Here is a 24,443-nt window from a genome sequence, read left to right on the forward strand (position 1 = left end):
AAGGCGGGACGCGGGGATCGGGGAGCCCCGGCGCCGCGAGGAGGGGCGAGCGGCGCCGGGGAGCGGGGGGAGGGCGTGCGCCCTCGGGGCGGTCAGACGAACGCGGAGACGCCCGTGATGTCGCGGCCGACGATGAGCGCCTGCACCGACTCGGTGCCCTCGTACGTGTGCAGGGCCTCGATGTCGGCGAAGTGCCGCGCGACGCGGTTCTGGAGCAGGATGCCGTTGCCGCCGAGCAGGTCGCGCGCGCTCGCCGCGACCTCGCGGGCCCCGCGGGTGCACGAGTACTTGGCGAGCGACGCCTGCGGGCCCGTGAGCGTGCCCGCCTCGTCGAGCCGCGTCATCTGCGCGACGAGGAGCTGGAGCTGCGTGATCGTCGAGAGCATGCGGGTGAGGCGCTCCTGGATCATCTGGTTCGCGGCGAGCGGGCGCCCGAACTGGACGCGCTGCTTCGCGTACGCGACCGCGGCCTCGTAGCACGCGACCGCGTGCCCGACGGCGGCCCACGCCACCCCGAGGCGCGTCGCGAACAGCACGCGCGACGTGTCCTTGAACGACCGCGCCCCCGGCAGGGCGTTCTCGGCGGGGACGAACACGTCGTCGAGCACGACGTGCGCCTGCCAGATCGCGCGCAGCGACACCTTGCCGGTGATGGTCGTGCCCGTGTACCCGGGGGTGTCCTGCGGCACGACGAACCCGTGGACCTGGCCGTCGCCGTCGTCGCCGACGAGGCGCGCCCACACCACGGTGATGTGACCCGACGACCCGTTGCCGATCCACTTCTTCTCGCCGTTCAGCACGTAGCCCTCGACGCCGTCGCGCGTCTCCTTGCGCGCCGTCGTCTCGAGCGAGACGGAGTCCGAGCCGTGGGTGGGCTCGGTGAGCGCGAACGCGCCGAGGATCTCCCCGCGCGCCATGGGCTCGGCGTACCTCGCCCGCTGCTCGTCGGAGCCGAGCATCTGGATGCTGCGCAGCGCGAGACCGCCCTGGACGCCGCAGATCGTCGCGACGGAGCCGTCGCCGCGCGACATCTCCATCGCGGCGAGGCCCGCGGCGAGCAGGCTCACGTGCGGGCGCCCCTCGACGTCGACGCCGTCGCGCAGCAGGTCGAGCTCGCCCATGCGCTTGACGAGGTCGAACGGGACCTCGGCGCGCTCCCAGTAGTCGTCGATGACGGGCAGCACCTCGTCCTGGACGAACTGCCGGACGCGCTGCTGGTGGGCGCGGTCCGCCTCGGTCGCGTCGGCGAACGCGCCGGCGTAGTCGAGGTCGAGCGGCGTCGCGAGGTCGTAGGTGGGCTCGGTGACGCCGGGCATGATCGGGGTGGTGGGCATCGGTGCTCCCCTGGGAGGGCGGCTGCGGTCGGTCGACCGCCCTCGACGCGGTTGCCCGGGGTGCGGGCCCGGCGTCGGCGGCGGTCCCTCCCATAGTGCAGCGATACCCGGTCTCAGTCAATCTGAGACGGCGTATCGGCGTCTCTCGCGAGCCGCGCCGTAGGGTCGGGACATGGTGACCTGGGACGACGACGCCTCGGCGGGCGTGTGGATCGCGCGGCGGCTCGGCGAGTTCGGCCCGACCGTCGACGGCACCGTCCCGCGCGAGTACACCGCGTACGCGGGCGTCGCGCACCCGGGGTGGGACGACGACGGCACGCTCGTGGCGCAGAGCGCCGCGCTCGCGGCGGCGCTCGCGCCGTTCACGGGGGAGCAGCCCGTGCACCTCGCCCTGTGGACGGGGCACGGCTTCCTCTACGACCACGGCACCGACCCGCGCACGACGTCGGGCGTCGCGCCGTTCGTGTCGTGGTCACCGGACGAGCCCCCGCCGAGCCCGCAGGAGCGCGAGCGCGCGCTCGACGAGGCGTGGGCGGGGATCACGGCGACGCTCGTCGAGCGCCCGGCGGCGCCGATGCTCCTGCTCCCGCACCGCGAGTACCACCTGTGGACGGGCACGCTCGCCGACGCCGCCGGGTTCCGTGCACACGACCAGCCCCCGAACCTGTGGTGGCCCGAGGACCGGTCCTGGTTCGTCGGGACCGAGATCGACGCGGCGGCGACCTACGTCGGCGGGAGCGACGCCGTCGTCGAGGCCCTGTGCGCGGACCCGGCGCTGCGCGCGACCCGGGTCGCGCCGTCGGACCGGATGCTGTTCGACGACTGAGCCGTCAGGCGACCGCCGCGGCCGCCTCCTCGTCGGCCGTCGCGCGACGACGCACGCGCCACCACACGAAGAACCCGACGAGCGTGAACGCGCCGTAGAAGACGTACATGAACGCCGACGCGTAGTACCCGGCGGACAGGAGCAGCGGGACGCCCACGACGTCGACCGCGACCCAGATCAGCCAGAACTCGACCCAGCCCTTGGCCATGCCGTACGTCGCGAGCAGCGAGCCCATGAAGATCCACGCGTCGGCCCACACGGGCTCGTACGACTCCAGCGCGCGGAACACGGGCGTGAGCAGCGCCGTGCCGCCCACGAGCGCGACGACGAGGAACACGCGCTGGCGCCACGACGCCCAGCGCGGCACGACGGCGACGCCGTGGCTGTCCGCGTCGGCGTCCGCGCCGTCGAGCCGCTGCCGGGTGCGGCGCCACTGCACCCACCCGTAGACCGACACGATGACGAACATCACCTGGCGGCCGGCCTGGCCCAGCAGGTTCACGGGGTTGGGCGTCGCGAACACCGCGCCGAGGAACACGGTGAGCAGCAACAGGTTGCCGACGATGCCGACCGGCCACGCCCACACCTTGCGTCGCATGCCGCCCAGCGCCGACGCCAGGCCGAACCCGTTGCCCACGATCTCGCGCCACAGCAGGTGCTGGTCGCCGATCGTCAGCTGCGCGTCGAACAGCGTGTGGATCAGGTCCATCGGATGTGTCCTCGTCCTCCCGGGCACGTCGGGCTCCGGGGCGAGGGCGGGCGGCGCGCCGGGCCGACCCGACGGCGTCGCTCACCACGGCGGGACGCGTCCCGTGCGCGGGCTCGCGAGGGAGCCCGGCCGAGGACGGCCGCGCCGCACGTGCTTCCTCCCATCCGGACTGTCACCGTCGGTCCCGGAGTTCCACCAGGTCAACCGCGCGTGGGCGCGGGTCGCGGACTGTCACCGCCGGCTCGGAATTGCACCGACCCCGGAGCACGTTCGTGCGTACTGCGTTCTGCAACGGCCGATGCTACCCGCGCATTCCCCACCCGGGGGAGGCCGTCCGTCCGTCGTGACATCGGCACTCGCGTGCGAGATCGGCAGTCGGGATCACCGATCTCGGCAGAATCTGCCGACGTCGGCGCGACCTGCCGATCTCGCGCCTAGGCGAGGGCGTCGCGCACGGCGCGGGCGACGTCGTCCGCGACGGCCTGGGCGTCCGCGCCGGCGTCGACCACCGTCACGACCACGCGCCGCGCCGCGGGGACGCCGTCGCCGGAGCCGCGCTCGGCGGCGGCGTCCTCGGGCGGCCCGTACCGACCGACGGCGGCGCGGCGCAGGTCGGCGAACGCCTCCTCGAGCTGCGGGCGCAGGTCCTGGTCGGGGGAGCGCAGCCACCGGCGCAGGAGCGCGTTGTGCACCGCGACGACGGACGCCGCGAACGCGATGGACGCGGTCGAGCGCCGCGCGTCGGGCGGGAGCGCGTCGCGCAGGTACGCGGTGAACGCGCGCTCGTAGCGGTGGGTCGTGACGAGCTCACGGTCGCGCAGCGCGGGCACCTGCTGGAGGAGCTGCCACCGGGCGAGCGACGTCTCGCGCTGACCGACGTGGTGGTCGAACACGAGCCGCGCCGCGCGGCAGACCTCCACGTACGGGTCGACCGACGGGTCGGGCGTGAGCCGGCCCTCGGCGTCGGGCACGGGGCGCGTCGCCGCGAGCATGACGACGACCTCGTCGAGCAGGAGCTCGTGGTCGGCGAAGACCACGTCCTCCTTCGACCCGTAGCGGCGGAAGAAGGTGGCGCGGCTGACCTGGGCGGCGTCGGCGATCTCCTCGACGGTGGTCTGCTCGTACCCCTTGCGGGTGAAGAGCTCGATCGCTGCGTCGACGGCCTGGGCGTGGGTGCGGCTGCGGACGTCGGTCATGCACCGGACGGTACACCGGTACCGGTCGCTCGCTCCCTCCCGGGCGGCGGGCCCGCCGCGCGCCCGTGCGAGGCTGGGACCATGCCCGACCAGCCCCGCGTGCACGCCATCCACGTCGCGAAGGCGCGCCGGTTGCCGACCCGCGTCGTCGAGGAGGTCGAGGCGGAGGAGGGCAAGGGCCTCGTCGGGGACCGCTACCACGGCTCGAAGCACCGGCACGTGACGATCCAGACGCTCACCGACCTCGCCGACGCGTCCGCCGCGCTCGGGCAGGAGATCGACCCGGGCCTGACGCGCCGCAACGTCACGCTCACCCACGGCGACCTGCCCACGAAGCCGGGCACGTTCCTGCGGATCGGCGACGTGGAGCTCCAGGTGCTCCGTGTCGCCGCGCCCTGCCGGCTCCTCGACGACTGGATCGCGCCCGGGGCGATGCGCGCGATGCACGCGCGCGGCGGGGTCGTGTGCCGGCTGCTCTCGTCGGGCACGATCCGCGCCGGCGACGTCGTCGTGTGGGGCGACCCGCCCGACGCTCAGGGCACGAGCCGGTAGAACCGGAAGAAGGCGAAGTCCTCGACGGGCAGCACCTCGACGTCCGCGAAACCCGCCTCGCGCGCGTACCGGCGCAGCGTCGCCGGGCGCATCACGGTCCCGGTGCCGACCGACGGCGGGGACGACAGCCCGTCGGGCAGGCACACGAACAGGCTGTACCCGTACATGACGCGGTCGACGTCGTCGGCGGGTGCGGTGAACTCCTCGTCGACGGCCTCGTCCATGACGACCACGACGCCGTCGGGCCGGACCGCGCGTCGCACGGCGTCGAGCACCGCGACGGGCCGGGGCATGTCGTGGACGCACTCGAACGCGAAGGCGGCGTCGAACGGGCGCCCGGCGGGCTCGACGAGCCCGAGCTCCGCGGCGTCGGCCAGGTGGAACGTCACCCGGTCGGCGAGGCCCGCCTCCTCGGCGGCGGCGCGTGCGGCCGCGACCGACGGCCGGTCCACGTCGACGCCGTGCACCACCGCGCCCGGGTAGGCGCGCGCGAGCGCGAGCGTCGACCACCCGAAACCGCACCCGACGTCGACGACGCGCGCGCCCGGCCGGCTCAGCACGTCGTGGACCTCCGGGACCCCGGCGAGCGCGGGCGCGAGCTCACGCTCGAACCAGGGGCGGTTGACGTCCGCCTGGGCCTCGCGCGCGTCGTCCCCGAGCTGCTCCCACGACACGCCGCCGCCCGTGCGGTAGGCGTCGAGCAGGTGGGGGAGCTGCGGCCCGATCGCCCCGACGAAGCGCGCGAGCGGCGCGAGGTACGCGAGCGACGACGTGTCCGTGAGGACCTCCGCGTGCGCGGCGGGCAGGGCGTAGAGGCGCTCGCGGCCCACGACGGCCGGGTCGGCGCCCACGGCGGGCGCGGCGCCCGGGTCCTCGGCGACGAGGATCCCGCTCGCGGCCTGCTGCTCGAGCCACTCGCGCGCGTACCGCTCGTGGGTGCCCGTGCGCTCGGCGAGCCCGGTGGACGTGAGCGGGCCGCCGTCGGCGAGCGCCCGGTACCACCCGAGGCGGTCGCCCACGTAGACGGCGAGGACGTCGATCGCGCCGAGCGTCGCGGAGAACAGTCGCTCCGCGAACACGTCGGCGTCCGACGGGGCGGGGCCGCTCTCGCGCTGGTCGCCCGGACCCGGGGAGTCGTCGTCCGAGGACACCATCGCAGCCTCCGCCTGACGTTGGCCGGGCGCGTACCGGAGGCAGCGGCGCCCGTGGTTCGACGGTAGACCTCGGCGGGCGCCGCGTCGACGGGTCGAGGGGCTGAAAGCTCGGTGCTCGTCGCCGCGCGTCAGCGGCCGAGGAACGCGTTCATCGCGAGGACGGAGAACAGGATCGCGCCGGCCACGACGGCGACCGCGACGAGCCACCCGTTCGCGCGCTCGACCGGCGGGACGCCGGTGCGGCGGGGGCTCGCGTCCCGGGAGCCGCGGCCCCGGCGCGCGGTGGACCGCCGATCGCGCGCGGTGGAACGGGCGGGGCGCTCGGGGGCCTGGTCGGGGTGCGCGGCGTCCCGGGCGGGGGTGTGGGTCGTCACGGTGCGCCTCCGGTGGTCTGCGACGCCGCTGCCCGACGCCGTGCCGCCAGTCTTCCCCGCGACCTCCCCCTCGCGCGTCGCCCGTCCGGTGGATCCTGGGGTCCACCGGGGTGCGACCTCCGGATGACGGCGGTGCCGCCGCGTGGCCCGGGCGAGCGACCGGGCACGTGACGTCAGCGGGGCGCGTTCTCGTGGTAGCGGGGACGCCCGCCGCGCGCGGCGCGCTGCAGGTAGCGGACCTCGCGGAGTGCGACGGCCGCCGCCGCGAGGAGCGGGAACCAGGCCCAGGTGCGGCCCCGCAGCACGAGCACGAGGCACACGAGCGCGACGGCGATCCCGCCGAGGACGGTCCCGACGCTCGCCCAGCGCACCCCGGTGCGGACGTCGTCGGCGCGCTGCCACCAGCGGCGCAGGCGCTCCCCGACGCCGGGCCGCGGCGCCGGGCCCGGTGCGGCGCTCACGCGCGCTCCTCGGGGGCCGGCGCGACGCCGGGCCGGTCGTCGGGCACGCCGGCGCGGGCGTCGCTCGCGGGGAGGGAGGACGACGCCGCCCCGGGGCTCGCGGCAAGGGACTCCCGCGCGCTCGTTCGTGCCGTCACGCGGCCCACGATAGCCCCCGTCGGCCGGCACCTCACCGCCCGGGAACCGCCGCGAGGCACGGACGGCGGCCCGCTCGCGCGTCGCCCCGTCGCCGCGCGTCCGCGCCACCGCCGATGAGTTCGGGGGACCGCTCCGGTCCCAGGGACGTCAGGTTGTGGACGACGGCGGCCGGCGTGCCGACCGCGGAGGGGAGCGCGGCATGGGCAGGGTGACGTGCGACGTGTCGGTGTCGGCGGACGGGTTCTCGTCCCGGCCGGACCAGACCCTGGAGCACCCGTTCGGCGAGGGCGTGGACCTGCACCGGTGGATGTTCGAGACCCCCGACGAGAACACGGCGGAGCTCGAGGCGATCCTCGCGGCCGGCGCCTTCGTCATGGGACGGAACATGTTCACGCCGGGGCGCGGCGAGTGGGACCTGGACTGGACGGGCTGGTGGGGCCCGGAGCCGCCCTACCACGGGCCCGTCTTCGTCCTCACCCACCACCCGCGCGAGCCGGTTGTCATGGAGGGCGGGACGACGTTCTTCTTCGTCACCGACGGCATCCGGTCCGCCGTCGCGCAGGCGCGCGAGGCGGCCGGCGACCGCGACGTCGCGATCGCGGGCGGTGCCGCGACGATCAACCAGGCGCTCGCGGCGGGCCTGCTCGACGAGCTGCGGCTGCACGTCGTGCCCCAGGTCCTCGGCTTCGGCGACCGCGTGCTCGACGGCGTCCCGCCCCTCGCGCTCGAGACCGTCGCCGTACGCGCCGCGTCGCTCGTCACGCACGTGACGTACCGCGTGGTGGGACCGCTCGGCTGAGCGGCCCGCGCCTCAGCCGACGACGGCGAGCAGGAGCGGCGCCGCCACGACGAGCACGACGACCGACCCGACGGCCAGGACCTGGCGCCACGGTCCGGCGTCGTGCGGCGCGCCCGACGCCCGGGCGCGCGTCCGCTCGGTCCACGCGGAGCCGTCGTACCAGCGCTCGCTCCCCGAGCCCGGTGCGTCCGCGTACCACCCCGCCGCTGCCTTGCGCACGTCGCCTCCTCGCGTCCGGTCCCGTCGACCCCTCCGTCGAGACCTGTGTCACGGCGCCCCTGTCTCTTTCACGCGGAAGCACGCCCGGAGGTTCCGCGCCGCGGGGCGGTCGGCTCAGGCCGACGACGTGCCCGTCGCGAGGCCGCGGACCTGCGCGGCGCCGTCCGTCGCGATCCGCTCGAAGACGCGCTCGTCGGCGGCGAACTGCGTGCCGGGGATCGGCTGGTGCACCACGATCTCGGTGATCCCCGCCTCGGCGTAGCCGTGAGCGGTCTCGACGAAAGCGTCGACGGACTCGAGCGCGGGATCGGGCGTGAAGCCGGTGAGCAGGATCCGCTCGACGGAGGCGGGGTCGCGACCGGCGTCCGCGCACGCCGCCTCCAGCCGCTCGACCTGGGCGCGCACGGCGGCGCGCGACTGCGTCGGCGTCGCGTCGTCGGGGAGGCGGCCGTCGCCCGTCGTGACCCAGCCCTGCCCGTGTCGTGCCGCGAGCCGCAGGCCGCGCGGGCCCGTCGCGGCGATCGCGAACGGCACGCGCGGCGACTGGACGGGGCCGGGGATCGTCCGCGCCTCGTGCGCACGGTAGTGGCCCTCGTCGTGCGTGACGGCGGGCTCGGTGAGCAGGCGGTCGAGCAGGACCGTGAAGTCGCGCAGCCGGTCGGCGCGCTCGCGGGCGGACCACGGCTCGCCGCCGAGGACGGTCGCGTCGAAGCCCGTCGTCCCGGCGCCCAGCCCGACGGTGACCCGCCCGCCCGAGAGGTCGTCGAGCGTCATGACCTCCTTCGCGAACGTCACCGGCTCGCGGAAGTTCGGCGACGACACGAGCGTGCCCAGCCGCACCCGCTCGGTGACGCCCGCCGCGGCAGCGAGCGTCGGCACCGCGCCGAACCACGGACCGTCGCGGAACGACCGCCACGACAGGTGGTCGTACGTGTACGCCGCGTGGAACCCGAGGTCGTCGGCGGCCCGCCAGACCTCCCGGCCCTCGCGCCACGGGTAGATCGGCAGGATCACGGTGCTCACGCGCATGGCCGCCAGCCTAGGGTGGGGGCGTGATCCAGCACACCGTCGCCTTCCGCCTCGTCCACCCCGCCGGCAGCGCGGAGGAGGCCGAGTTCCTCGGCACCGCGCGCCGCACGCTCACCGCGGTCCCAGGCGTGCGGGACTTCACGGTCTCGCGCCAGGTCAGCCCGAAGAGCCCGCTGACGTTCCAGTTCTCCATGGTGTTCGACGACGACGCCGCGTACGCCGCGTACGACGCCCACCCGGACCACCGCGCGTTCGTCGCCGACCGCTGGGTGCCCGAGGTCGCGGAGTTCCAGGAGCTCGACCTGGTGCCCGTCGCCGACTGAGCGCCGCACCCGGGCCTGGCCGGTGCGTGTGGCAGGGTGACGGCATGACCCAGATCGACCTGCGCATCTTCACCGAGCCCCAGCAGGGCGCCTCGTACGACGACCTCCTCGCCGTCGCGAAGGCCACCGAGGACCTCGGCTTCGACGCCTTCTTCCGCTCCGACCACTACCTCGTCATGGGCGACGGCGACGGGCTCCCCGGCCCGACGGACGCCTGGACGACCCTCGCCGGCCTCGCGCGCGAGACGAGCCGCATCCGGCTCGGCACGCTCGTGTCGTCGGCGACGTTCCGCCACCCCGGGGTGCTCGCGATCCAGGTCGCGCAGGTCGACCAGATGTCGGGCGGGCGCGTCGAGCTCGGCCTGGGGGCCGGCTGGTACGCGCAGGAGCACGCGGCGTACGGCATCCCGTTCCCCGAGAAGCGGTTCGGGATCCTCGAGGAGCAGCTCGCGGTGATCACGGGACTGTGGGAGACGCCGGTCGGCGAGACGTTCTCGTTCGACGGCGAGCACTACACCCTCACCGACTCGCCGGCGCTGCCGAAGCCCGCGCAGGAGCGCGTGCCCGTCATCGTCGGCGGCCACGGCCCGCGCCGGACGCCGGCGCTCGCCGCGCGGTTCGCGAGCGAGTACAACGCGGCGTTCCCCGACCCGGGCGTGCTGCCCGAGCGGTTCGAGAACGTGCGCGCCGCGTGCCTCGACGCCGACCGTGACCCCGACTCGCTCGTGTACTCGGCGGCGTTCGTCGTCGCGGTCGGCAAGGACGAGGCGGAGTTCCGCCGCCGCGCCGACGCCATCGGCCGCGAGCCCGACGAGGTGCGCCGCAACGGCCTCGCGGGCACGGTGAGCGAGGTCGCGGACAAGATCGCCGCCGCGGCCGAGCAGGGCGCGACGCGCTTCTACCTCCAGGTCCTCGACCTGCACGACCTCGACCACCTCGACCTCATCGCGAGCGAGGTCGTGCCGCAGCTGCCCTGACGTGATCCTCTCGCCGGTCACCGTCGCGCGGCGGCGCGCGACGGTGACCGGGCCGGTGCGTGCGGCACCGGGCCGGTGCGTGCGGCACCGGGCCGGTGCGTCCGGCACCGCGCCCGACGGCGCGGACCGGCACGCGGCGCCGTGACGTGGTGGCACTACCCTGCTCCGGGGGTCGTCACACGAACTTCACGGACAGGAGAGTCATGAGCGCCATCGGATGGCGGGTGCACGGGAACGGGAAGACGGTCGCGCCGGGGGACGTCGTCGACCCGGACGAGCGGCTGAGCTGGCCGCGGACCGTCGGGATCGGCATGCAGCACGTCGTCGCCATGTTCGGCGCGACGTTCCTCGTGCCCCTCATCACCGGGTTCTCGCCCGCGACGACCCTGTTCTTCTCGGCGATCGGCACGGTCGGCTTCCTGCTCATCACGCGCAACCGGCTCCCCAGCTACCTCGGGTCGAGCTTCGCGTTCATCGCCCCGATCGGCGCGGCCACGGCGTCCCAGGGCCAGTCCGTCGCGGTCGGCGGCATCCTCGTCACGGGCCTCGTGCTCGCCGCGGTCGGCCTGGTCGTGCACCTCGCGGGAGCACGGTGGATCGACGTCGTCATGCCGCCGATCGTCACGGGCACGATCGTCGCGCTCATCGGCTTCAACCTCGCGCCCGCCGCGTGGGGCAACTTCCAGCAGGCGCCGGTCACGGCCGTCGTCACGCTGACCGCGATCATCCTCGTGAGCGTCCTGTTCAAGGGCATCCTCGGTCGTCTGTCGATCCTCGTGGGCGTGCTCGTCGGGTACGTCGTGGCCGTGGTCCGGGGCGAGGTGTCGTTCGACGCGCTGCGCGAGGCTGCGTGGATCGGCTTCCCCGAGTTCGTCACGCCCACGTTCGACGTCGCCGTGCTCGGCCTGTTCGTCCCCGTCGTGCTCGTGCTGATCGCCGAGAACGTCGGCCACGTGAAGTCGGTCGCGGCGATGACCGGCAAGAACCTCGACGACCTCACCGGCCGCGCGCTCTTCGCCGACGGCCTCGCGACGACGCTCGCGGGCGTGGGCGGCGGGTCCGGCACCACGACGTACGCCGAGAACATCGGCGTCATGGCCGCCACGCGCGTGTACTCGACCGCGGCGTACTGGGTCGCGGCGGCGACCGCGCTCGTGCTGTCGCTGTCGCCGAAGTTCGGCGCGCTCATCGCCACGATCCCCGCGGGCGTCCTCGGCGGCGCCGCGACCATGCTCTACGGCATGATCGGCATCCTCGGCGCCCGCATCTGGGTGCAGAACAAGGTCGACTTCTCCGACCCGGTGAACCTCACGACGGCCGCCGTGCCGCTCGTCATCGGCATCGCCAACTTCACGTGGTCCGCGGGCGACCTGACGTTCGAGGGCATCGCGCTCGGCACCGCCTCGGCGCTCGTGATCTACCACCTCATGCGCGCCGTCGCCCGGTGGCGCGGGACGACGCAGGAGCCGGCCAGCCCGGCGTCGGCCCCCGGCGGCGACGAGCCCGCCGTCCACGACGCGCACTGAGGAAGCGCTGACACCACGCGGCCCCGGGGCCCCGGTCCGTCACGGCACCGGACCCGGGGCCGCGTGCCGCCCGGAGCGCCCGCTCGTCGGACCGGTCCGTTCGTGGCGCGGCACGCGCGGCGGGCGCGACCTAGAGCCGCAGCCCCAGCACGAGGCCCTCGGGTACGTCGAGGCGCGTGAACCCGAGGTGCTCGTAGAAGCCGATCGCGGAGACGTTGTCCTCGGCGACGCCCAGGTGGACGCCGGGGGAGCCCGCGACGCGCAGCGCGTCGAACAGGGTCTCGAGCAGTCGCCGGCCGTTCCCGCCGCCCTGCGCGGCGGGCAGGAGGTCGACGTGCAGGTGGGAGGGGTACGCGTCGAGGATCGCCGCGTGCGTGCGGTGCGGGCGGTGGATCTGCTGGACGAGGGCCTCGTCGCGCGAGTCCTCCGGGAAGCTCCCGAGCGGGTAGCGCTCGCGCAGCGCGGGCCACCACTCGCGCTCGGTCCGCGCCTCGAACGCCGCGGTGTCCCGGGCCCCGAGCACGTACCCCGCGGCGACGCCGTCGGCCTCGACGACGAACGCGAGCCCGGGCTCGAGGGCCAGGTACGCGCCGAGGTAGACCTCGCCGAGCAGGCGCGGGTCCGTATACAGCGCGGTCGCGTCAGCCCCGGACGCGCCGGTGCGCAGGCAGATCTCGTAGAGGCGGTCGACCTCGGCGGGGTCGGTGGTCCGGGCGTGCCGGAGGGGCAGGGTGCTCATGGGAACCGTTCGGCGGTCGTGAGGATCGGCGGGGCGCCGGGTGGGACGTGCTCAGCCCTCGGTGGCGGGCACGGGGAGCGGCCTTGGCGTGATCTGCTCGATCGGGACGCAGCCCGGCCGGCTCTCGAGCGGGACGTCCCCCGACAGCCCCACGAGCTCCGGGTCCACGACGTTCTCGAAGTCCGCACCCACGTACAGGTCGACGGTCGCGGCCTCGCGCACGTCGAGCACGAGGCCCGGGTTCTCGTAGTGCGCGGCCAGGGTGTACGCCTGGGCCACGCTCGTGAGGCCGAAGTGGATCTGCGTGCGCGTCATCGCGTCGGGGTCGCCGTCGCCGTCGACGTCCGGGGCGTTGCCCGTCGTGAGGATGGTGAAGCCGCGCGACTCGAGGATGTCCCGGTTGAGCCGGCCGAGCGGCTCGTCCGTGCCCGACGCGTTGTAGATGTTGACCTGGACCTGGCCCGCTGCGACCGGGAGGGTGCCCTCGGCGAGGCACGGAACCTCGACGTCCGCGAGGTCGTCGACCGCCTCGGGGGACGACAGGGGCCGGTCGAACGGGGCGTCGATCGCCCCCGTGTACACGGCCAGCGCGCCGAGCCCGACCACGGCGAGCGCGGCGATGAGGAGCCCGAACACGACCGCCTGGCGCTCGTGCATGCGTCGGCGACGCTCGGCGCGCGCGGTGTCGGGGCGGGTGGTCACGCCAGAAACCTACCGGACCGGGTGCTCATCGCACGGTCAGCACGCGCGCGTGCAGGATCGCGCGCTGCTGGAGGGCCGCGCGGACGGCGCGGTGCAGCCCGTCCTCCAGGTAGAGGACGCCCTCGTACTCCACGACGTGGGCGAACAGGTCGCCGAAGAAGGTCGAGTCCTCGGCGAGCAGGGCGTCGAGGTCGAGGGTTCGCTTGGTGGTGACGAGCTCGTCGAGGCGCACCTGGCGCGGGGGCACCTCGGCCCAGTCCCGGGCGGTCACCCGGCCGTGGTCCGGGTAGGGGCGCCCGTCACCGACGGCCTTGAAGATCATGCGGGACATCCTAGAGGCCGGGCACCGGCCCCCGCGGGGCCCTTCCGGGGGCCGGTCACGCAGTCGTCACGATCTCCCCACGAGGAGCGACCGGTCTCACCCCGGGTCGACCATCGACGGCCCTGCCGGGCCCGGACCCGCCGCGTCGTCGACCAGGCGCGCGAGCTCGCGCACGACCGCGCCCGGCAGCGCGGAGGGGAACACGAGCGCGCGCTGGAGCTCGCCCGCGCGCCAGCCGTCGCACGCGAGCGCCGCGACCACGAGGGGCGTCGGCGCGCCCTCCTCGCGCCACGCGCGCAGCACGAGCTCGTGCACGGCGTGCTGGCCCTCGGGCACGTCGTCGCGCGCGACCCCGCCCAGCGCGTAGAGCCGCAGGAGCGCCGCGGCCTTGCGCGAGTCGTCGAGCGCTGCGACGGACGCCGCGACCGCCGCGCGGGACGGGTCGAGGCGCAGGGGCGACAGGTCGTCGAAGCCGGACTGCAGGACCTCGAGCGCGACGTCGTCGACGAGGGTCTCCGCGTCGCCGAACATCGCGAGGAGGGTGGACTCGCTGCGGTCGCACCGCCGCGCGACCGCGGCGAGCGTGACGTTGTGCACACCCTCCTCCAGCGCGACCCGCAGCACGGCGTCCACGAGGGGCCGCTCGTCGTCGCGGAACGGGTCGGCGTCGAGGTCGACGTCGCGGAAGACGACCGCGCTCGCGGGCGGCCGGACGTCGGCGTACCGGGAGAGGTCCTCGATCACCGCGTCCCACTCGGACTCGGTGAGCTCGTACGCGTCCTGGTAGAGGCCCAGCCACGTCCCCTCGAGCGCGAGCGCGGCGACCCAGGTGCGCGCGTCGCGCGCGCCCGCGTCGTCCGCGCCGTCGCGCGTCGGGATCGCGGCGACCCACTCGTGCAGGGCGGCCCTGGCCGAGCGCGTCGCGTCGCTCCGGTCGGGCGTGGGCATGACCGTCACCTCCGTGGTCGGGACCGTCCACCGAGCCTAGCCGCAGGTGGGCCGCCGTTCGCGGTACGCCGCCTCCGGGTCAGGGCCGCGGGACGTCGCGGCGGCGGAACGCGGCGAGGCCGAGCCCGACGAGCGCGGCGGCCAGGAGCGTGAGCCACACGAACGGCCACGGCTCGACGTCGGCGCCGGGGAGCTGCGGCACGTGCCAGAACGGGGAGGCCGCGCCGGCCCACGACGGCAGGTCGAGCAGGCCCCCGAACATCGTCACGACGAACGAGTACGCGAGCAGCGCCCACGCGAGCCCGGCGAGGCCGGGCCGCCCGCCGAACGCGGCCGCCCCGACCCCGGCGACGACCGCGACGGCGGGCAGGTACGCGAACGACGCCGCGAGATAGTCCGCGAGCCCGAAGGTGTCCTCGCCGACGCTGAGGGCGCCGAGCCACAGCCCGAGCGCGCTCGCGACGAGCAGCGCCGCCATCCCGAGCAGGGTCACGACGAGCTGGCCGCCGAGCCAGCGCACGCGCCCCACCCCGGTCGCGAGAACGGGCTCGAGCCGGCCCGACGTCTCCTCCCCGCGGGCCCGCTGGACGGAGGCGACGGCGAAGCCGCCCGCGCCGAGGCCGAGGAAGAGCGCCATGACCGCGACGAACCCGCTCACGAGGTCGGTCGGGTCGCCGAGCATCGCGGCGATCTCGGGGTTGTCCGCGACCATCGTGCCCACGGAGTCGACGAACGTCCCGCACGCGAGCGCCGTGAGGCCGACCGCGACGCCCCACGCGAGAACGGACGCGCGCTGCTGGCGCCACGCGAGGGCGAGCGGGCTCGCGAGCCACCCCGCGGCGTCGGGCCGGCCCGCGCGCGGCGGCACGAGACCCGCCCCGAGGTCCCGGCGCGCCGCGAGCGCCGCGCCGAGCACGAGGAGCAGTGCGACCAGCACCAGCGACAGGGCGAGCGGCCACCAGCGCAGGTCCACGTACGCGCGGATCTGCTGCGCCCAGCCGACGGGGGAGAGCCACGAGACCCAGCTCCCGTGCAGCTCCTGGACGTCGCCGAACGCGCGGAGCAGGAACGCGACGCCGAGCACGGCGAGCGCGAGCCCGCTCGCGGCGCGCGCGTGCTCGGTCACCTGGCTCGTCACGGTGGCGACGGCGGCGAACACGAGGCCGGTGACGCCGACGGCGGCGCCGAGCGCGAACGAGTCGACGGGCGCGAGGCCCGCCGCGGAGAGGACGGCCCCGCTCGCGACCGCGATCGCGGCGTTCGCGACGAGGGCGGCGGCGAACGCGGCGGTCCCGGGGGCGTGGCGGCCCACGACCCCGGCCCGCACGAGCTCCGCGCGCCCCGTCTCCTCCTCGGCGCGCGTGTGCCGCACGACGAGGGAGATGCTCATGATCGCGACGGCGACCATCACCGTGAGCGCCATCTCGTTCGCGATCATGGCGCCGAGCGTGTAGTCCTCGATCCCGTACTGCGGGCCGGAGAGCATGATGCCCGCCGGGCTCGACACGAGCGCCGCGCGCGCCTGGCGCTCCGCCGCGGTGGGGTAGAGCGCGTCGAGCGCGACGGCGACGTACGCGAGGAGGAGCGCGACCGACGCGGTCCACACGGGGATCCGCACCCGCTCGCGGCGCAGCGCGAACCGCAGGAGCGTCGTCCAGCCGGTGACCCCGCGCCCGCGCGGCTCGGGCGGCACGACGGCGGTGCGGCGCCCGCGCGGCGGGGCGGCCGCGGGGGCGGTCTCGGCGCGGCTCACAGCGACCCCGCGCCGTCGAGCAGGGCGAGCTCGTCGCCGTAGTGACGCAGGAACAGCTCCTCGAGCGAGGGCGGGGTGACGGCGACGGACCGCAGCCCGAGGTCGGTGACGGCCCGCAGGACGGCCTCGACGTGGTCGTCGTCGACGTCGAACCGCACGCGCGTGCCGTCGGCGCCGGGCTCGGCGACGAGGTCGTGCACGCCGGGGAGGCTTGCGAGCGCGGCGGGGTCGCGGAGCGTGACGGCGGTGACGGACGACCGCGTGAGGTGCCGCAGCTCGGCGAGCGTGCCCGACTGCACCGTGCGGCCCGCGCGGATGATGGTCACGGTGTCGCACAGCTTCTCGACCTCCGCGAGGACGTGGCTCGACAGCAGCACGGACCGGCCCTCCGCCGTCACCTCGCGCACGCACTGCGTGAAGACCGACTCCATGAGGGGGTCGAGGCCGGACGTCGGCTCGTCGAGGACGAGGAGCTCGACGTCGGACGCGAACGCCGCGACGAGCGCGACCTTCTGCCGGTTCCCCTTCGAGTAGGTGCGCGCCTTCTTCGACGGGTCGAGCTCGAACCGTTCGAGCAGGAGCTCCTTGCGCCGCGGGTCGACGTTCCCCCGCAGCCGGGTGAGCAGGTCGATCGCCTCGCCGCCGGTGAGGCTCGGCCACAGGCTGACGTCGCCGGGCACGTACGCGAGGCGCCGGTGCAGGTCGACCGCGTCGTGCCACGGGTCGCCGCCGAGGAGCCGCGCGCTGCCCGAGTCGGCGCGCAGGAGGCCGAGCAGGACGCGGATCGTCGTGGACTTGCCGGCGCCGTTCGGTCCGAGGAACCCGGCGACCTCGCCCGCGCGGACGGTGAGGTCGAGCCCGTCGAGCGCCTGCACGTGCCCGAACGCCTTGCGCAGGTCGTGCACCTCGACGGCGGGGGTCGTGCTCGTCATGGCGTCTCCTCCTGGTGGGTGGTGTGCTGGACGTAGGCGTCGAGCAGCGTGGGCTCGACGAAGAGCCCCTCGGTGAAGACCTCGAGCGCGGGGAGCATCACGCGCCCGACGTACTCGCGCAGGTCCGCCCCGGGGTCGCGCGGCTCGGTGCGGTCGCGCAGCACGCCGTCGACGAGCAGCGAGCCGAGCGAGAGCGACACGAGGTAGCTCGCGCGCGCCGCCTCGTCGCGGCTCGGGCGGATCGTGCCGGCGGCGACACCCGCCGCGAGGTACTCCTGCGTGACCTCGGTGAGGTGCGCGACGAACGACCGCGCGAGGTCGCCGCCCGCCTGGAGGCTGCGCAGCGTGTACTCGAACACGGGTGCGTAGTCCTCGATCGTCGCGAGCTGCGCGAGCAGTGACATGGGGCCCGCGTCGGGGTTCTCGGGGGAGACGGCCTCGGTCTTCGCGTCCCGCACCGCCTCGAACACGTAGGTGTCGCACGCAGCGCGCAGCCCGTCCTTGGACCCGAAGTGGTGCACGACGAGCCCGGCGCTCACGCCGGCGTCGGCCGCGATCGTGCGCAGCGACGCTCCGAAGCCGTCGCGCGCGAAGCGGGCGATCGCCGCGTCCCGGATCCGCGCGCGGGTCGTGAGGTCGTCGGCGCCCGTCGCCGCGGGCCGCCGTGGGCCGGACGAGGAGGACGTGGTTGAACGCATGTTCAATAGGCTAAACAAGTGTTCAACGGGTGTCCAGGGGTCGCTGCGCGGCGCGCGGGGACGTGACGGTGTGGCGAAGATCCGCGAGTCGAGCCCCCGCACCCCTGCCGTTCCGGGCCGGACACCCGTAGGCTGGGGGGAGCCGTCGGCGGCACCGCCGGCGCCACGTCCCGGCGCGTCGGACCGTCGGGACGTCGAGAGGCCCGTCGCACCCGTGCGACGGGCCTTTTCGGTGCGGGCGCTCTCCCTGCCCGCCGGCCGCCCGTCGGGCCCCTCCCGCCGGCCGCCCGTCGGGCGAGCCGGTGGGGAGACGACGAAGGGCCCGCCGCGTGTGCGGCGGGCCCTTCGGTCCGGCGGAGGATGGGGGATTCGAACCCCCGAGGGCTGTTAACCCAACACGCTTTCCAAGCGTGCGCCATAGGCCACTAGGCGAATCCTCCTGGTGCGACGGCCGGGCGCGCAGGGCGGACCGACAGCAGCGCAACGAGGATACCGGACCGCGGCGCCCGGGCCGAATCGCCCCCTGCGGACGCGGGTTTCGGGTGGGACGCGGACCTGGGCTAGGCTGGGAGCAGACCCCTCGTGCGGCATCATCTCGCCGAACTCCCCCAGGGCCGGAAGGCAGCAAGGGTAGGTGAGCTCTGGTGGGTGTGCGGGGGGTCCTTCACGTTCCTCGGGGCCCGCGATGCCGCACGGCCGACGTGCAGTGCCCGCCCGGGCGTGGTTCCCTGCCCGTGTGACCGGGGACACCCAGAGCCCGCTGTCGACGGCGAACCTCCTGCGCCGGGTCGTCCCGGCGCTCGTGATCGGCGTCCTCTGCGCCGTCACGCTCGTCGCGCTCTCGTCGTTCGCGACCTGGGTCCAGCACCTCGTGTGGGAGAGCCTGCCCGCGGCCTGGGGCCTCGGGACCACCCCGACGTGGTGGACGGTCGTCGTGCTCACGGTCACCGGGCTCCTCGTCGGTGTCGTCGTCCGGTGGGCGCCGGGCCACGCGGGGGTCGACCCCGCGACGACGGACCTCGTGACGGCGCCGCTCCCGCTGCGGGCGCTCCCGGGGCTCGCGGTCGCGCTCGTGCTCGGCCTGGCGGGCGGCGTGAGCCTCGGGCCGGAGAACCCGATCATCGCGATCAACGTGGCGCTCGCCGCCTGGATCCTGTGCCGCCCGCGCCTGGGGGTGCCCGTCGAGGGCGCGGTCGGGCTCGCCCTGGCCGCGACGATCGGCGCGCTCTTCGCGACGCCGGTCGCGGCCGCGCTCGTGCTCACCGAGACCTTCGCGGAGCGCGGTGACCGCAGCGGACCGCTGTTCGACCGGCTCTTCGCGTCGCTCGTCGCCGCAGGCGCGGGAGCCGTGACGATGCTCGCGCTCGAGGCCCCCACGTTCGCGATCGACCTGCCCAGCCGGCCCGGGCTCCACGCCGGGGACGCGCTCGGAGCGGCGCTCGTCGCGCTCGCCGCCGCGGCGCTCGCGCTGCTCGCCGTCCTCGCCCTGCCGTGGGTCCACCGCGCGCTGCACGGGATGCGCCACCCCGTCCTCGCGCTCGGCGCGGGCGGCCTCGTCCTCGGCCTGCTCGGCGTCGTCGGCGGCCCGCTCACGCTCTTCAAGGGCCTGGAGGAGATGAAGGAGCTGTCCGAGCAGGCCGACGCCATGACGTGGGGCGCGATCCTCGTCCTGGCCGTGGTGAAGACCGGCGCGCTCGTCGTGGCGACGAGCGCCGGCTTCCGTGGCGGGCGCATCTTCCCCACGGTGTTCATCGGGGTCGCCGTGGGGTTCGCCGCCACCGCGCTCGTGCCCGCGGTGCCCGCGGCGGTCGCGGTCGGGGCGGGCGTGCTCGGCGCGACGATCGTCGTGAGCCGGGACGGGTGGCTCGCGCTGTTCATGGCGGCCGTCGTCGTGGGGGACGTGCAGCTCATCCCGGTGCTGTGCGTCGCGATCCTGCCGGTCTGGCTGGTCGCGCGCGTGATGCCCCCGATGCGGGTCGAGCCCCCGGCAGGCGGCGCGCCCGAGTTCGCCGCGCTCGCGCCGCGGTCCTGAGCCTTCGTGGGTTGCCCCCGCGGTCGGGGCGGTGTGGCGCACGTCTCCTCGGCGGGGGCTCCGAAGAGCGCGGGAACCGGAGCCGGAGTCCGATAGATACCGGTTCGTCCACTGCGTTTCCCGCGATGCGATCAAAATGGCGTCCGCATCGTGGACGTTTTACCCAGGAGATTGGCGCCGCGCGCCGACGCGTGCACATGATGTCTGCATGACCCGGCACCACGTCGACACCACGACCCCGCGCGCAGCGTCCTGCGCCGGCGCCTCGTGCTGTCGTGGCGTGCGCACCGGGCGAATGTGCGGCTGCTGACGCCGTCGTGACCCGCAGGGAGACCTGCGCCGCACCCGCCGCGTCGTCCTCGACGACCGGCCCCCGCTCGCCGCGAGGCTGATGGCCCGCCGGAAGCAACCCCGAACCCCACTCCTGCAGGACCGTCCCCTGCGCCCGGCCGTGCCGACCCCGCACGACCGTCACCGGAAGGAACCCCCATGTCGTTCTCGACCACCCGCAAGCGCCTCACCTGGACCGCGATCGCCGCGACGGCCGCCCTCACCCTCACCGCGTGCGGCGGTGGCGGCACCGGCGGCTCCTCTGCCGACGGCGACGACGAGGGCCCGATCCGCATCGGCGTCGTCGGCGCGTCCGACGACAAGTGGGCCGTGTTCCAGGAGCAGGCCGAGGCCGAGGGCATCGAGATCGAGCTCGTCGACCTCCAGGACTACACGCAGGCCAACCCGGCGCTCTCGCAGGGCGAGCTCGACGTCAACCAGTTCCAGCACCTGCAGTTCCTCGCGGGCTACAACGTGGACGCGGGCGACGACCTGCAGCCCATCGGCGCGACCGCCGTCTACCCGCTCGGCCTGTACTCGACCAAGCACGCCTCGCTCGAGGACATCCCCGAGGGCGGTCAGGTCGCCGTCCCGAACGACCCGACGAACCTCGCCCGCGCGCTCCTCGTGCTGCAGGACGCGGGCCTCGTCGAGCTCGAGGACGGCGGTAGCTCGATCTCCACGGAGCTCGACGTGCTCCCGAGCTCGAAGGTCACCGTCACCCCGGTCGCCGCGGAGCAGACCCCGATCCAGCTCCAGTCGGTCGACGCCTCGATCATCAACAACGACTTCGTCGAGGACGCGGGCCTCAAGCCCGAGGAGGCGCTGTTCCAGGACGACCCCGACTCCGACGCCGCGAAGCCCTACATCAACGTGTGGGTCGCGCGCGCCGAGGACAAGGACGACGAGACGCTGCTCAAGCTCGCCGAGATCTCGCACTCCCCGGAGGTCGTCAAGGCCGAGAAGAAGGCCTCGGGCGGCACCGCGGTCATCAAGGAGAACTCGCCCGCCGAGCTCCAGGAGATCCTCGCCGGCATCGAGGCCGACATCCGCAACTCCTGACCCGCACGCCGCGGGGGTGGGTGCGCACGCCGCACCCGCCCCCGCGCGCCGTCGTCCCGGGGGGAGGACGATGGCAGGCGAGCGGCTCACCGACCGGCAGCCAGACGGCGCCAGGCGGCCGGCCCCACGGGCCGGCCTCCGACGAGAGGAACCCGACGTGACCGAGGCCCCCCGCGACCCGGGCGGCGACCCGCAGCCCGCGATCGAGCTGCGCCACGTGAGCAAGACCTTCGGCGAGGGCGACGGCGCCGTGCACGCGGTCGACGACGTCTCCCTGACCGTGCGTCGCGGCGAGATCTTCGGCGTCATCGGCTACTCGGGCGCCGGCAAGTCGACGCTCGTGCGGCTGATCAACGCGCTGGAGACCGTGACGAGCGGCGAGGTCGTGGTCGACGGGCAGGTCATCACCGGGCTGCCCGAGCGCCGGGTGCGGGAGGTGCGCTCGCGCATCGGCATGGTGTTCCAGCAGTTCAACCTGCTGTCGTCGCGGACCGTGGCGGGGAACGTGGCGTACCCGCTCAAGGTGGCGGGGTGGTCGCGCGAGAAGCGGGCGGCGCGCGTCGCCGAGCTGCTCGCGTTCGTCGGCCTCGCCGACAAGGCGAAGGCGTACCCGCGCCAGCTCTCCGGGGGGCAGAAGCAGCGCGTCGGGATCGCGCGCGCGCTCGCCGCGCAGCCCACGATCCTCCTCGCCGACGAGGCGACGTCCGCGCTCGACCCCGAGACGACGCGCGAGGTCCTCGCGCTCCTGCGGCGCGTCAACGCCGAGCTCGGCATCACCATCGTCGTCATCACGCACGAGATGGAGGTCGTGCGCTCGACGTGCCACCGCGTCGCGGTCATGGAGCACGGCAAGGTCGTCGAGACGGGCGACGTGTACGACGTCTTCTCCGCGCCGAGCGCGGACGCCGCCCAGCGGTTCGTCGGCACCGCGCTGCACGACCGGCCCTCGCGCGAGACCCTGGCTCGCCTGCGCGAGCGCCACCCCGGCCGTCTCGTCACGGTCGGCGTGCGCGAGGGCGCGAGCACCGGGACGGACCTGTTCCGCCTGCTGCGCGAGCACGACGTCGACGGGTCCGTCGTCTACGGCGGCATCTCGGAGGTGGGCGAGCGACCGTTCGGGTCGCTCACCGTCGAGCTCGACGCCCCCGAGGACCGCGTCGCGCCGTTCCTCGCGGCGCTGGCCGCGCACGCCGACGTCGTGGACCTCGGGACGGCGGCGCACCCGCTCGACGACCCGCGCGTCGCGCGGCTCGCCGCCGACCTCGGAGGCCGCTCATGAACGGGGACTGGGAGCTCTTGTGGCCCAAGCTGGTCGAGTCGTTCGGCCAGACGCTGCAGATGGTGTCCGTCGCCCTGCTCACGGGCGGGCTCGCGGGCCTCGCGCTCGGCATCGCCCTCTACGTGACGCGGCGCGGCAACCTGCTCGAGAACCGCTGGGTGTTCGGCGTGCTCAACGTGCTCGTCAACATCGTGCGGCCGATCCCGTTCATCATCTTCGTCACGCTCCTCGGGCCCGTGACGCTCCAGGTGGTCGGGACGACGCTCGGCACCGAGGCGTTCATCTTCCCGCTGTCGGTGATGACGGCGTTCGGCACGAGCCGCATCGTCGAGCAGAACCTCGTGGGGATCGACCCCGGCGTGGTGGAGGCGGCGCGCGCGATGGGCGCGTCGTCGTGGCGCATCATCACGACGGTGCTCGTGCCGGAGGCGCTCGCGCCCCTCATCCTCGGCTACACGTTCCTCTTCATCGCGGTGCTGGACATGTCGGCGATCGCCGGGATCATCGGCGGCGGCGGGCTGGGCAACTTCGCGATCGTCTACGGCTACCAGCGCTACAACTGGGGCGTCGTGGTCGTGACGGTGCTCGTCATCATCGCGATCGTGCAGGTGGCCCAGCTGCTCGGCAACTGGCTCGCGCGCAAGGCCCTCCACCGCTGAGGACGCGGCCTCGTGCGTGTGGGTCGCGACGTCTAGAGTGACCGGGGTGAGCACCGCCCTGTACCGCCGCTACCGGCCCGAGACGTTCGCCGAGGTGATCGGTCAGGACCACGTGACCGCGCCGCTCATGCAGGCGCTGCGCAGCGGGCGGGTAAACCACGCCTACCTCTTCTCCGGCCCGCGCGGGTGCGGCAAGACGACGAGCGCGCGCATCCTCGCGCGCACGCTCAACTGCGCGCAGAACACCCCGGACAACCCGCTCGACACCCCGTGCGGCGTCTGCCCCTCGTGCGTCGAGCTCGCGCGCGGCGGCCCGGGCAGCCTCGACGTCGTCGAGATCGACGCGGCGTCGCACAACGGCGTTGACGACGCGCGCGAGCTGCGCGAGCGCGCCGCGTTCGCCCCGGCCCGCGACCGGTACAAGATCTTCATCCTCGACGAGGCGCACATGGTGACGCCGCAGGGCTTCAACGCGCTGCTCAAGCTCGTCGAGGAGCCGCCCGAGCACGTGAAGTTCGTGTTCGCGACGACGGAGCCGGACAAGGTCATCGGGACCATCCGTTCCCGCACGCACCACTACCCGTTCCGCCTCGTCCCGCCGGACGTGCTGGGCCCCTACCTCGAGGAGCTGTGCGCGGCCGAGGGCGTGTCGATCGGCAGCGGCGTGGTCCCGCTCGTGACGCGCGCCGGGGGTGGCTCGGTCCGCGACTCGCTGTCCGTCATGGACCAGCTCATCGCGGGCGCCGAGGGCGGGGTCGTGGAGTACGAGCGCGCGGTCGCGCTGCTCGGCTTCACGCACGCGACGCTGCTCGACGACGTGGTGGACGCGCTCGCCGCGCGCGACGGCGCGAGCATCTTCCGCGTCGTGGACCACGTCATCGCCACCGGGCACGAGCCGCGGCGCTTCGTCGAGGACGTGCTCGAGCGGCTGCGCGACCTCATCGTCATCGCCGTCTCCGGCGACGAGGCGCAGGCCGTGCTGCGCGACCAGCCCGCCGACCAGCTCGAGCGCATGCGGGCCCAGGCGCAGCACCTCGGCGTCGCCGAGCTCTCGCGCGCGGCCGACCTGGTCAACGCGGCGCTCACCGAGATGACGGGCGCGACGTCGCCGCGCCTGCACCTCGAGCTCCTCATGGCGCGCCTGCTCCTCCCGGGCGCGGACGACGGCGCCGCCGGGTTCGCGGCGCGCCTCGACCGCCTGGAGCGCGGCGGCCTGGGCAACGTCGTCGTGCCGCCCGCGGCCGGGACGCCCACCGGGTCCGACGCCGCCGCCCCGGCTCCCGCGGCGACCGCGCCGCCGTCGGGGCTCACCGGTCCCGCCGCCGTGCGCGCGGCGCTGCGGCCCACGCGTGCGGCCACGCCACCCGCGG

At 74.8% G+C, this 24,443-nt stretch carries 27 protein-coding genes, 1 tRNA gene, 1 other RNA gene and 1 riboswitch; of the genes, 12 read left to right on the plus strand and 17 right to left on the minus strand.

Annotated elements, in window-relative coordinates:
* Window positions 1-92 precede the first annotated feature (92 nt).
* The gene (locus GJV82_RS12705) at window positions 93-1,334 is read right to left on the minus strand and encodes an acyl-CoA dehydrogenase family protein (RefSeq protein ID WP_155099485.1); all 1,242 of its coding nucleotides are present in this window, start codon (window positions 1,332-1,334) and stop codon (window positions 93-95) included.
* A gap of 172 nt (window positions 1,335-1,506) precedes the next feature.
* Here GJV82_RS12705 and GJV82_RS12710 point away from each other — a divergent pair, with 172 nt between their 5' ends.
* The gene (locus GJV82_RS12710; RefSeq protein WP_155099486.1) at window positions 1,507-2,160 is read left to right on the plus strand and encodes a hypothetical protein; all 654 of its coding nucleotides are present in this window, start codon (window positions 1,507-1,509) and stop codon (window positions 2,158-2,160) included.
* A gap of 4 nt (window positions 2,161-2,164) precedes the next feature.
* Here the strand turns inward: GJV82_RS12710 and pnuC are convergent, their stop codons facing one another.
* Both pnuC and GJV82_RS12720 read right to left on the minus strand, forming a co-directional pair.
* Window positions 2,165-2,869, minus strand: a complete 705-nt coding sequence (gene pnuC / locus GJV82_RS12715) for a nicotinamide riboside transporter PnuC (protein WP_155099487.1) — start codon at window positions 2,867-2,869, stop codon at window positions 2,165-2,167.
* Between the two features lie 147 nt (window positions 2,870-3,016).
* Window positions 3,017-3,140, minus strand: a riboswitch (FMN riboswitch).
* Between the two features lie 163 nt (window positions 3,141-3,303).
* Window positions 3,304-4,065: a TetR/AcrR family transcriptional regulator gene (locus GJV82_RS12720; RefSeq protein ID WP_155099488.1), complete on the minus strand. Its 762-nt coding sequence runs from the start codon at window positions 4,063-4,065 to the stop codon at window positions 3,304-3,306.
* A gap of 81 nt (window positions 4,066-4,146) precedes the next feature.
* Here GJV82_RS12720 and GJV82_RS12725 point away from each other — a divergent pair, with 81 nt between their 5' ends.
* A complete protein-coding gene (locus GJV82_RS12725) occupies window positions 4,147-4,617 on the plus strand; it encodes an MOSC domain-containing protein (protein WP_155099489.1) in 471 nt (156 codons plus the stop codon).
* Here the strand turns inward: GJV82_RS12725 and GJV82_RS12730 are convergent.
* The 4 genes from GJV82_RS12730 to GJV82_RS12745 form a co-directional block, all read right to left on the minus strand.
* Window positions 4,599-5,771 (minus strand): SAM-dependent methyltransferase, encoded by a 1,173-nt coding sequence (locus tag GJV82_RS12730; protein ID WP_155099490.1) that lies wholly within the window; start codon window positions 5,769-5,771, stop codon window positions 4,599-4,601. The two genes, GJV82_RS12725 and GJV82_RS12730, sit on opposite strands and share 19 nt — an antisense overlap.
* Window positions 5,772-5,899: 128 nt before the next feature.
* Window positions 5,900-6,145: a hypothetical protein gene (locus GJV82_RS12735; protein WP_155099491.1), complete on the minus strand. Its 246-nt coding sequence runs from the start codon at window positions 6,143-6,145 to the stop codon at window positions 5,900-5,902.
* 173 nt (window positions 6,146-6,318) lie between these two features.
* Window positions 6,319-6,606, minus strand: a complete 288-nt coding sequence (locus tag GJV82_RS12740) for a hypothetical protein (protein WP_225873326.1) — start codon at window positions 6,604-6,606, stop codon at window positions 6,319-6,321.
* Window positions 6,603-6,743 (minus strand): hypothetical protein, encoded by a 141-nt coding sequence (locus GJV82_RS12745; RefSeq protein ID WP_155099492.1) that lies wholly within the window; start codon window positions 6,741-6,743, stop codon window positions 6,603-6,605. The genes GJV82_RS12740 and GJV82_RS12745 overlap by 4 nt, the downstream gene beginning before the upstream one ends.
* A 200-nt stretch (window positions 6,744-6,943) precedes the next feature.
* Between GJV82_RS12745 and GJV82_RS12750 the strand changes: the two genes are divergently transcribed.
* The gene (locus GJV82_RS12750; RefSeq protein WP_155099493.1) at window positions 6,944-7,543 is read left to right on the plus strand and encodes a dihydrofolate reductase family protein; all 600 of its coding nucleotides are present in this window, start codon (window positions 6,944-6,946) and stop codon (window positions 7,541-7,543) included.
* A gap of 12 nt (window positions 7,544-7,555) precedes the next feature.
* Here the strand turns inward: GJV82_RS12750 and GJV82_RS12755 are convergent, their stop codons facing one another.
* Both GJV82_RS12755 and GJV82_RS12760 read right to left on the minus strand, forming a co-directional pair.
* The gene (locus GJV82_RS12755) at window positions 7,556-7,762 is read right to left on the minus strand and encodes a DUF2510 domain-containing protein (protein ID WP_155099494.1); all 207 of its coding nucleotides are present in this window, start codon (window positions 7,760-7,762) and stop codon (window positions 7,556-7,558) included.
* Window positions 7,763-7,876: 114 nt separating this feature from the next.
* Window positions 7,877-8,791 carry an LLM class flavin-dependent oxidoreductase gene (locus GJV82_RS12760; protein WP_155099495.1) on the minus strand — a complete coding sequence of 305 codons (915 nt, stop codon included), beginning with the start codon at window positions 8,789-8,791 and terminating at the stop codon, window positions 7,877-7,879.
* A gap of 23 nt (window positions 8,792-8,814) precedes the next feature.
* Here GJV82_RS12760 and GJV82_RS12765 point away from each other — a divergent pair, with 23 nt between their 5' ends.
* From GJV82_RS12765 to GJV82_RS12775, 3 genes are all read left to right on the plus strand, one after another.
* Window positions 8,815-9,114, plus strand: a complete 300-nt coding sequence (locus tag GJV82_RS12765) for a Dabb family protein (protein WP_024841665.1) — start codon at window positions 8,815-8,817, stop codon at window positions 9,112-9,114.
* 53 nt (window positions 9,115-9,167) lie between these two features.
* Window positions 9,168-10,091, plus strand: coding sequence for an LLM class F420-dependent oxidoreductase (locus GJV82_RS12770; protein ID WP_318657605.1), 924 nt, complete (start codon window positions 9,168-9,170; stop codon window positions 10,089-10,091).
* 203 nt (window positions 10,092-10,294) lie between these two features.
* Window positions 10,295-11,617 carry a uracil-xanthine permease family protein gene (locus GJV82_RS12775; protein WP_155099497.1) on the plus strand — a complete coding sequence of 441 codons (1,323 nt, stop codon included), beginning with the start codon at window positions 10,295-10,297 and terminating at the stop codon, window positions 11,615-11,617.
* Between the two features lie 130 nt (window positions 11,618-11,747).
* On the opposite strand, the gene GJV82_RS12780 is transcribed toward GJV82_RS12775, so the two are convergent.
* The 8 genes from GJV82_RS12780 to GJV82_RS12815 all read right to left on the minus strand — a co-directional run bounded on the left by GJV82_RS12780 (window position 11,748) and on the right by GJV82_RS12815 (window position 18,151).
* Window positions 11,748-12,356, minus strand: a complete 609-nt coding sequence (locus tag GJV82_RS12780; protein ID WP_155099498.1) for a GNAT family N-acetyltransferase — start codon at window positions 12,354-12,356, stop codon at window positions 11,748-11,750.
* Between the two features lie 51 nt (window positions 12,357-12,407).
* Window positions 12,408-13,058 (minus strand): LytR C-terminal domain-containing protein, encoded by a 651-nt coding sequence (locus tag GJV82_RS12785; protein WP_024841669.1) that lies wholly within the window; start codon window positions 13,056-13,058, stop codon window positions 12,408-12,410.
* Window positions 13,059-13,083: 25 nt separating this feature from the next.
* Entirely contained in the window at window positions 13,084-13,380 is a 297-nt protein-coding gene (locus GJV82_RS12790) for a type II toxin-antitoxin system VapB family antitoxin (protein ID WP_024841670.1), read from the minus strand.
* Between the two features lie 96 nt (window positions 13,381-13,476).
* Window positions 13,477-14,328 (minus strand): hypothetical protein, encoded by an 852-nt coding sequence (locus GJV82_RS12795; RefSeq protein ID WP_155099499.1) that lies wholly within the window; start codon window positions 14,326-14,328, stop codon window positions 13,477-13,479.
* 79 nt (window positions 14,329-14,407) lie between these two features.
* Window positions 14,408-16,081, minus strand: a complete 1,674-nt coding sequence (locus tag GJV82_RS12800) for an ABC transporter permease (protein ID WP_225873327.1) — start codon at window positions 16,079-16,081, stop codon at window positions 14,408-14,410.
* Window positions 16,078-17,013, minus strand: coding sequence for an ABC transporter ATP-binding protein (locus GJV82_RS12805; protein ID WP_024841673.1), 936 nt, complete (start codon window positions 17,011-17,013; stop codon window positions 16,078-16,080). Before GJV82_RS12805 ends, GJV82_RS12800 begins: the two co-directional genes overlap by 4 nt.
* Entirely contained in the window at window positions 17,010-17,711 is a 702-nt protein-coding gene (locus GJV82_RS12810; RefSeq protein WP_155099500.1) for a TetR/AcrR family transcriptional regulator, read from the minus strand. The genes GJV82_RS12805 and GJV82_RS12810 overlap by 4 nt, the downstream gene beginning before the upstream one ends.
* Before the next feature lie 354 nt (window positions 17,712-18,065).
* Window positions 18,066-18,151: transfer RNA gene (locus GJV82_RS12815), tRNA-Ser, on the minus strand.
* 131 nt (window positions 18,152-18,282) lie between these two features.
* Between GJV82_RS12815 and ffs the strand changes: the two genes are divergently transcribed.
* The 6 genes from ffs to GJV82_RS12845 form a co-directional block, all read left to right on the plus strand.
* Window positions 18,283-18,379: signal recognition particle sRNA small type (ffs, locus tag GJV82_RS12820), an RNA gene on the plus strand.
* A 68-nt stretch (window positions 18,380-18,447) separates the two neighbouring features.
* Window positions 18,448-19,743: an ion channel protein gene (locus GJV82_RS12825; protein ID WP_318657603.1), complete on the plus strand. Its 1,296-nt coding sequence runs from the start codon at window positions 18,448-18,450 to the stop codon at window positions 19,741-19,743.
* Between the two features lie 489 nt (window positions 19,744-20,232).
* The gene (locus GJV82_RS12830; protein ID WP_155099502.1) at window positions 20,233-21,135 is read left to right on the plus strand and encodes a MetQ/NlpA family ABC transporter substrate-binding protein; all 903 of its coding nucleotides are present in this window, start codon (window positions 20,233-20,235) and stop codon (window positions 21,133-21,135) included.
* 157 nt (window positions 21,136-21,292) lie between these two features.
* Window positions 21,293-22,414: a methionine ABC transporter ATP-binding protein gene (locus GJV82_RS12835; protein ID WP_404812976.1), complete on the plus strand. Its 1,122-nt coding sequence runs from the start codon at window positions 21,293-21,295 to the stop codon at window positions 22,412-22,414.
* Window positions 22,411-23,073 (plus strand): methionine ABC transporter permease, encoded by a 663-nt coding sequence (locus GJV82_RS12840; protein WP_155099504.1) that lies wholly within the window; start codon window positions 22,411-22,413, stop codon window positions 23,071-23,073. Before GJV82_RS12835 ends, GJV82_RS12840 begins: the two co-directional genes overlap by 4 nt.
* A gap of 46 nt (window positions 23,074-23,119) precedes the next feature.
* A partial coding sequence (locus GJV82_RS12845) for a DNA polymerase III subunit gamma and tau (RefSeq protein ID WP_318657604.1) occupies window positions 23,120-24,443 on the plus strand: 1,324 nt, incomplete at its 3' end.

The organism is Cellulosimicrobium composti, assembly GCF_009711085.1.
Taxonomy (GTDB): domain Bacteria; phylum Actinomycetota; class Actinomycetes; order Actinomycetales; family Cellulomonadaceae; genus Cellulosimicrobium; species Cellulosimicrobium composti.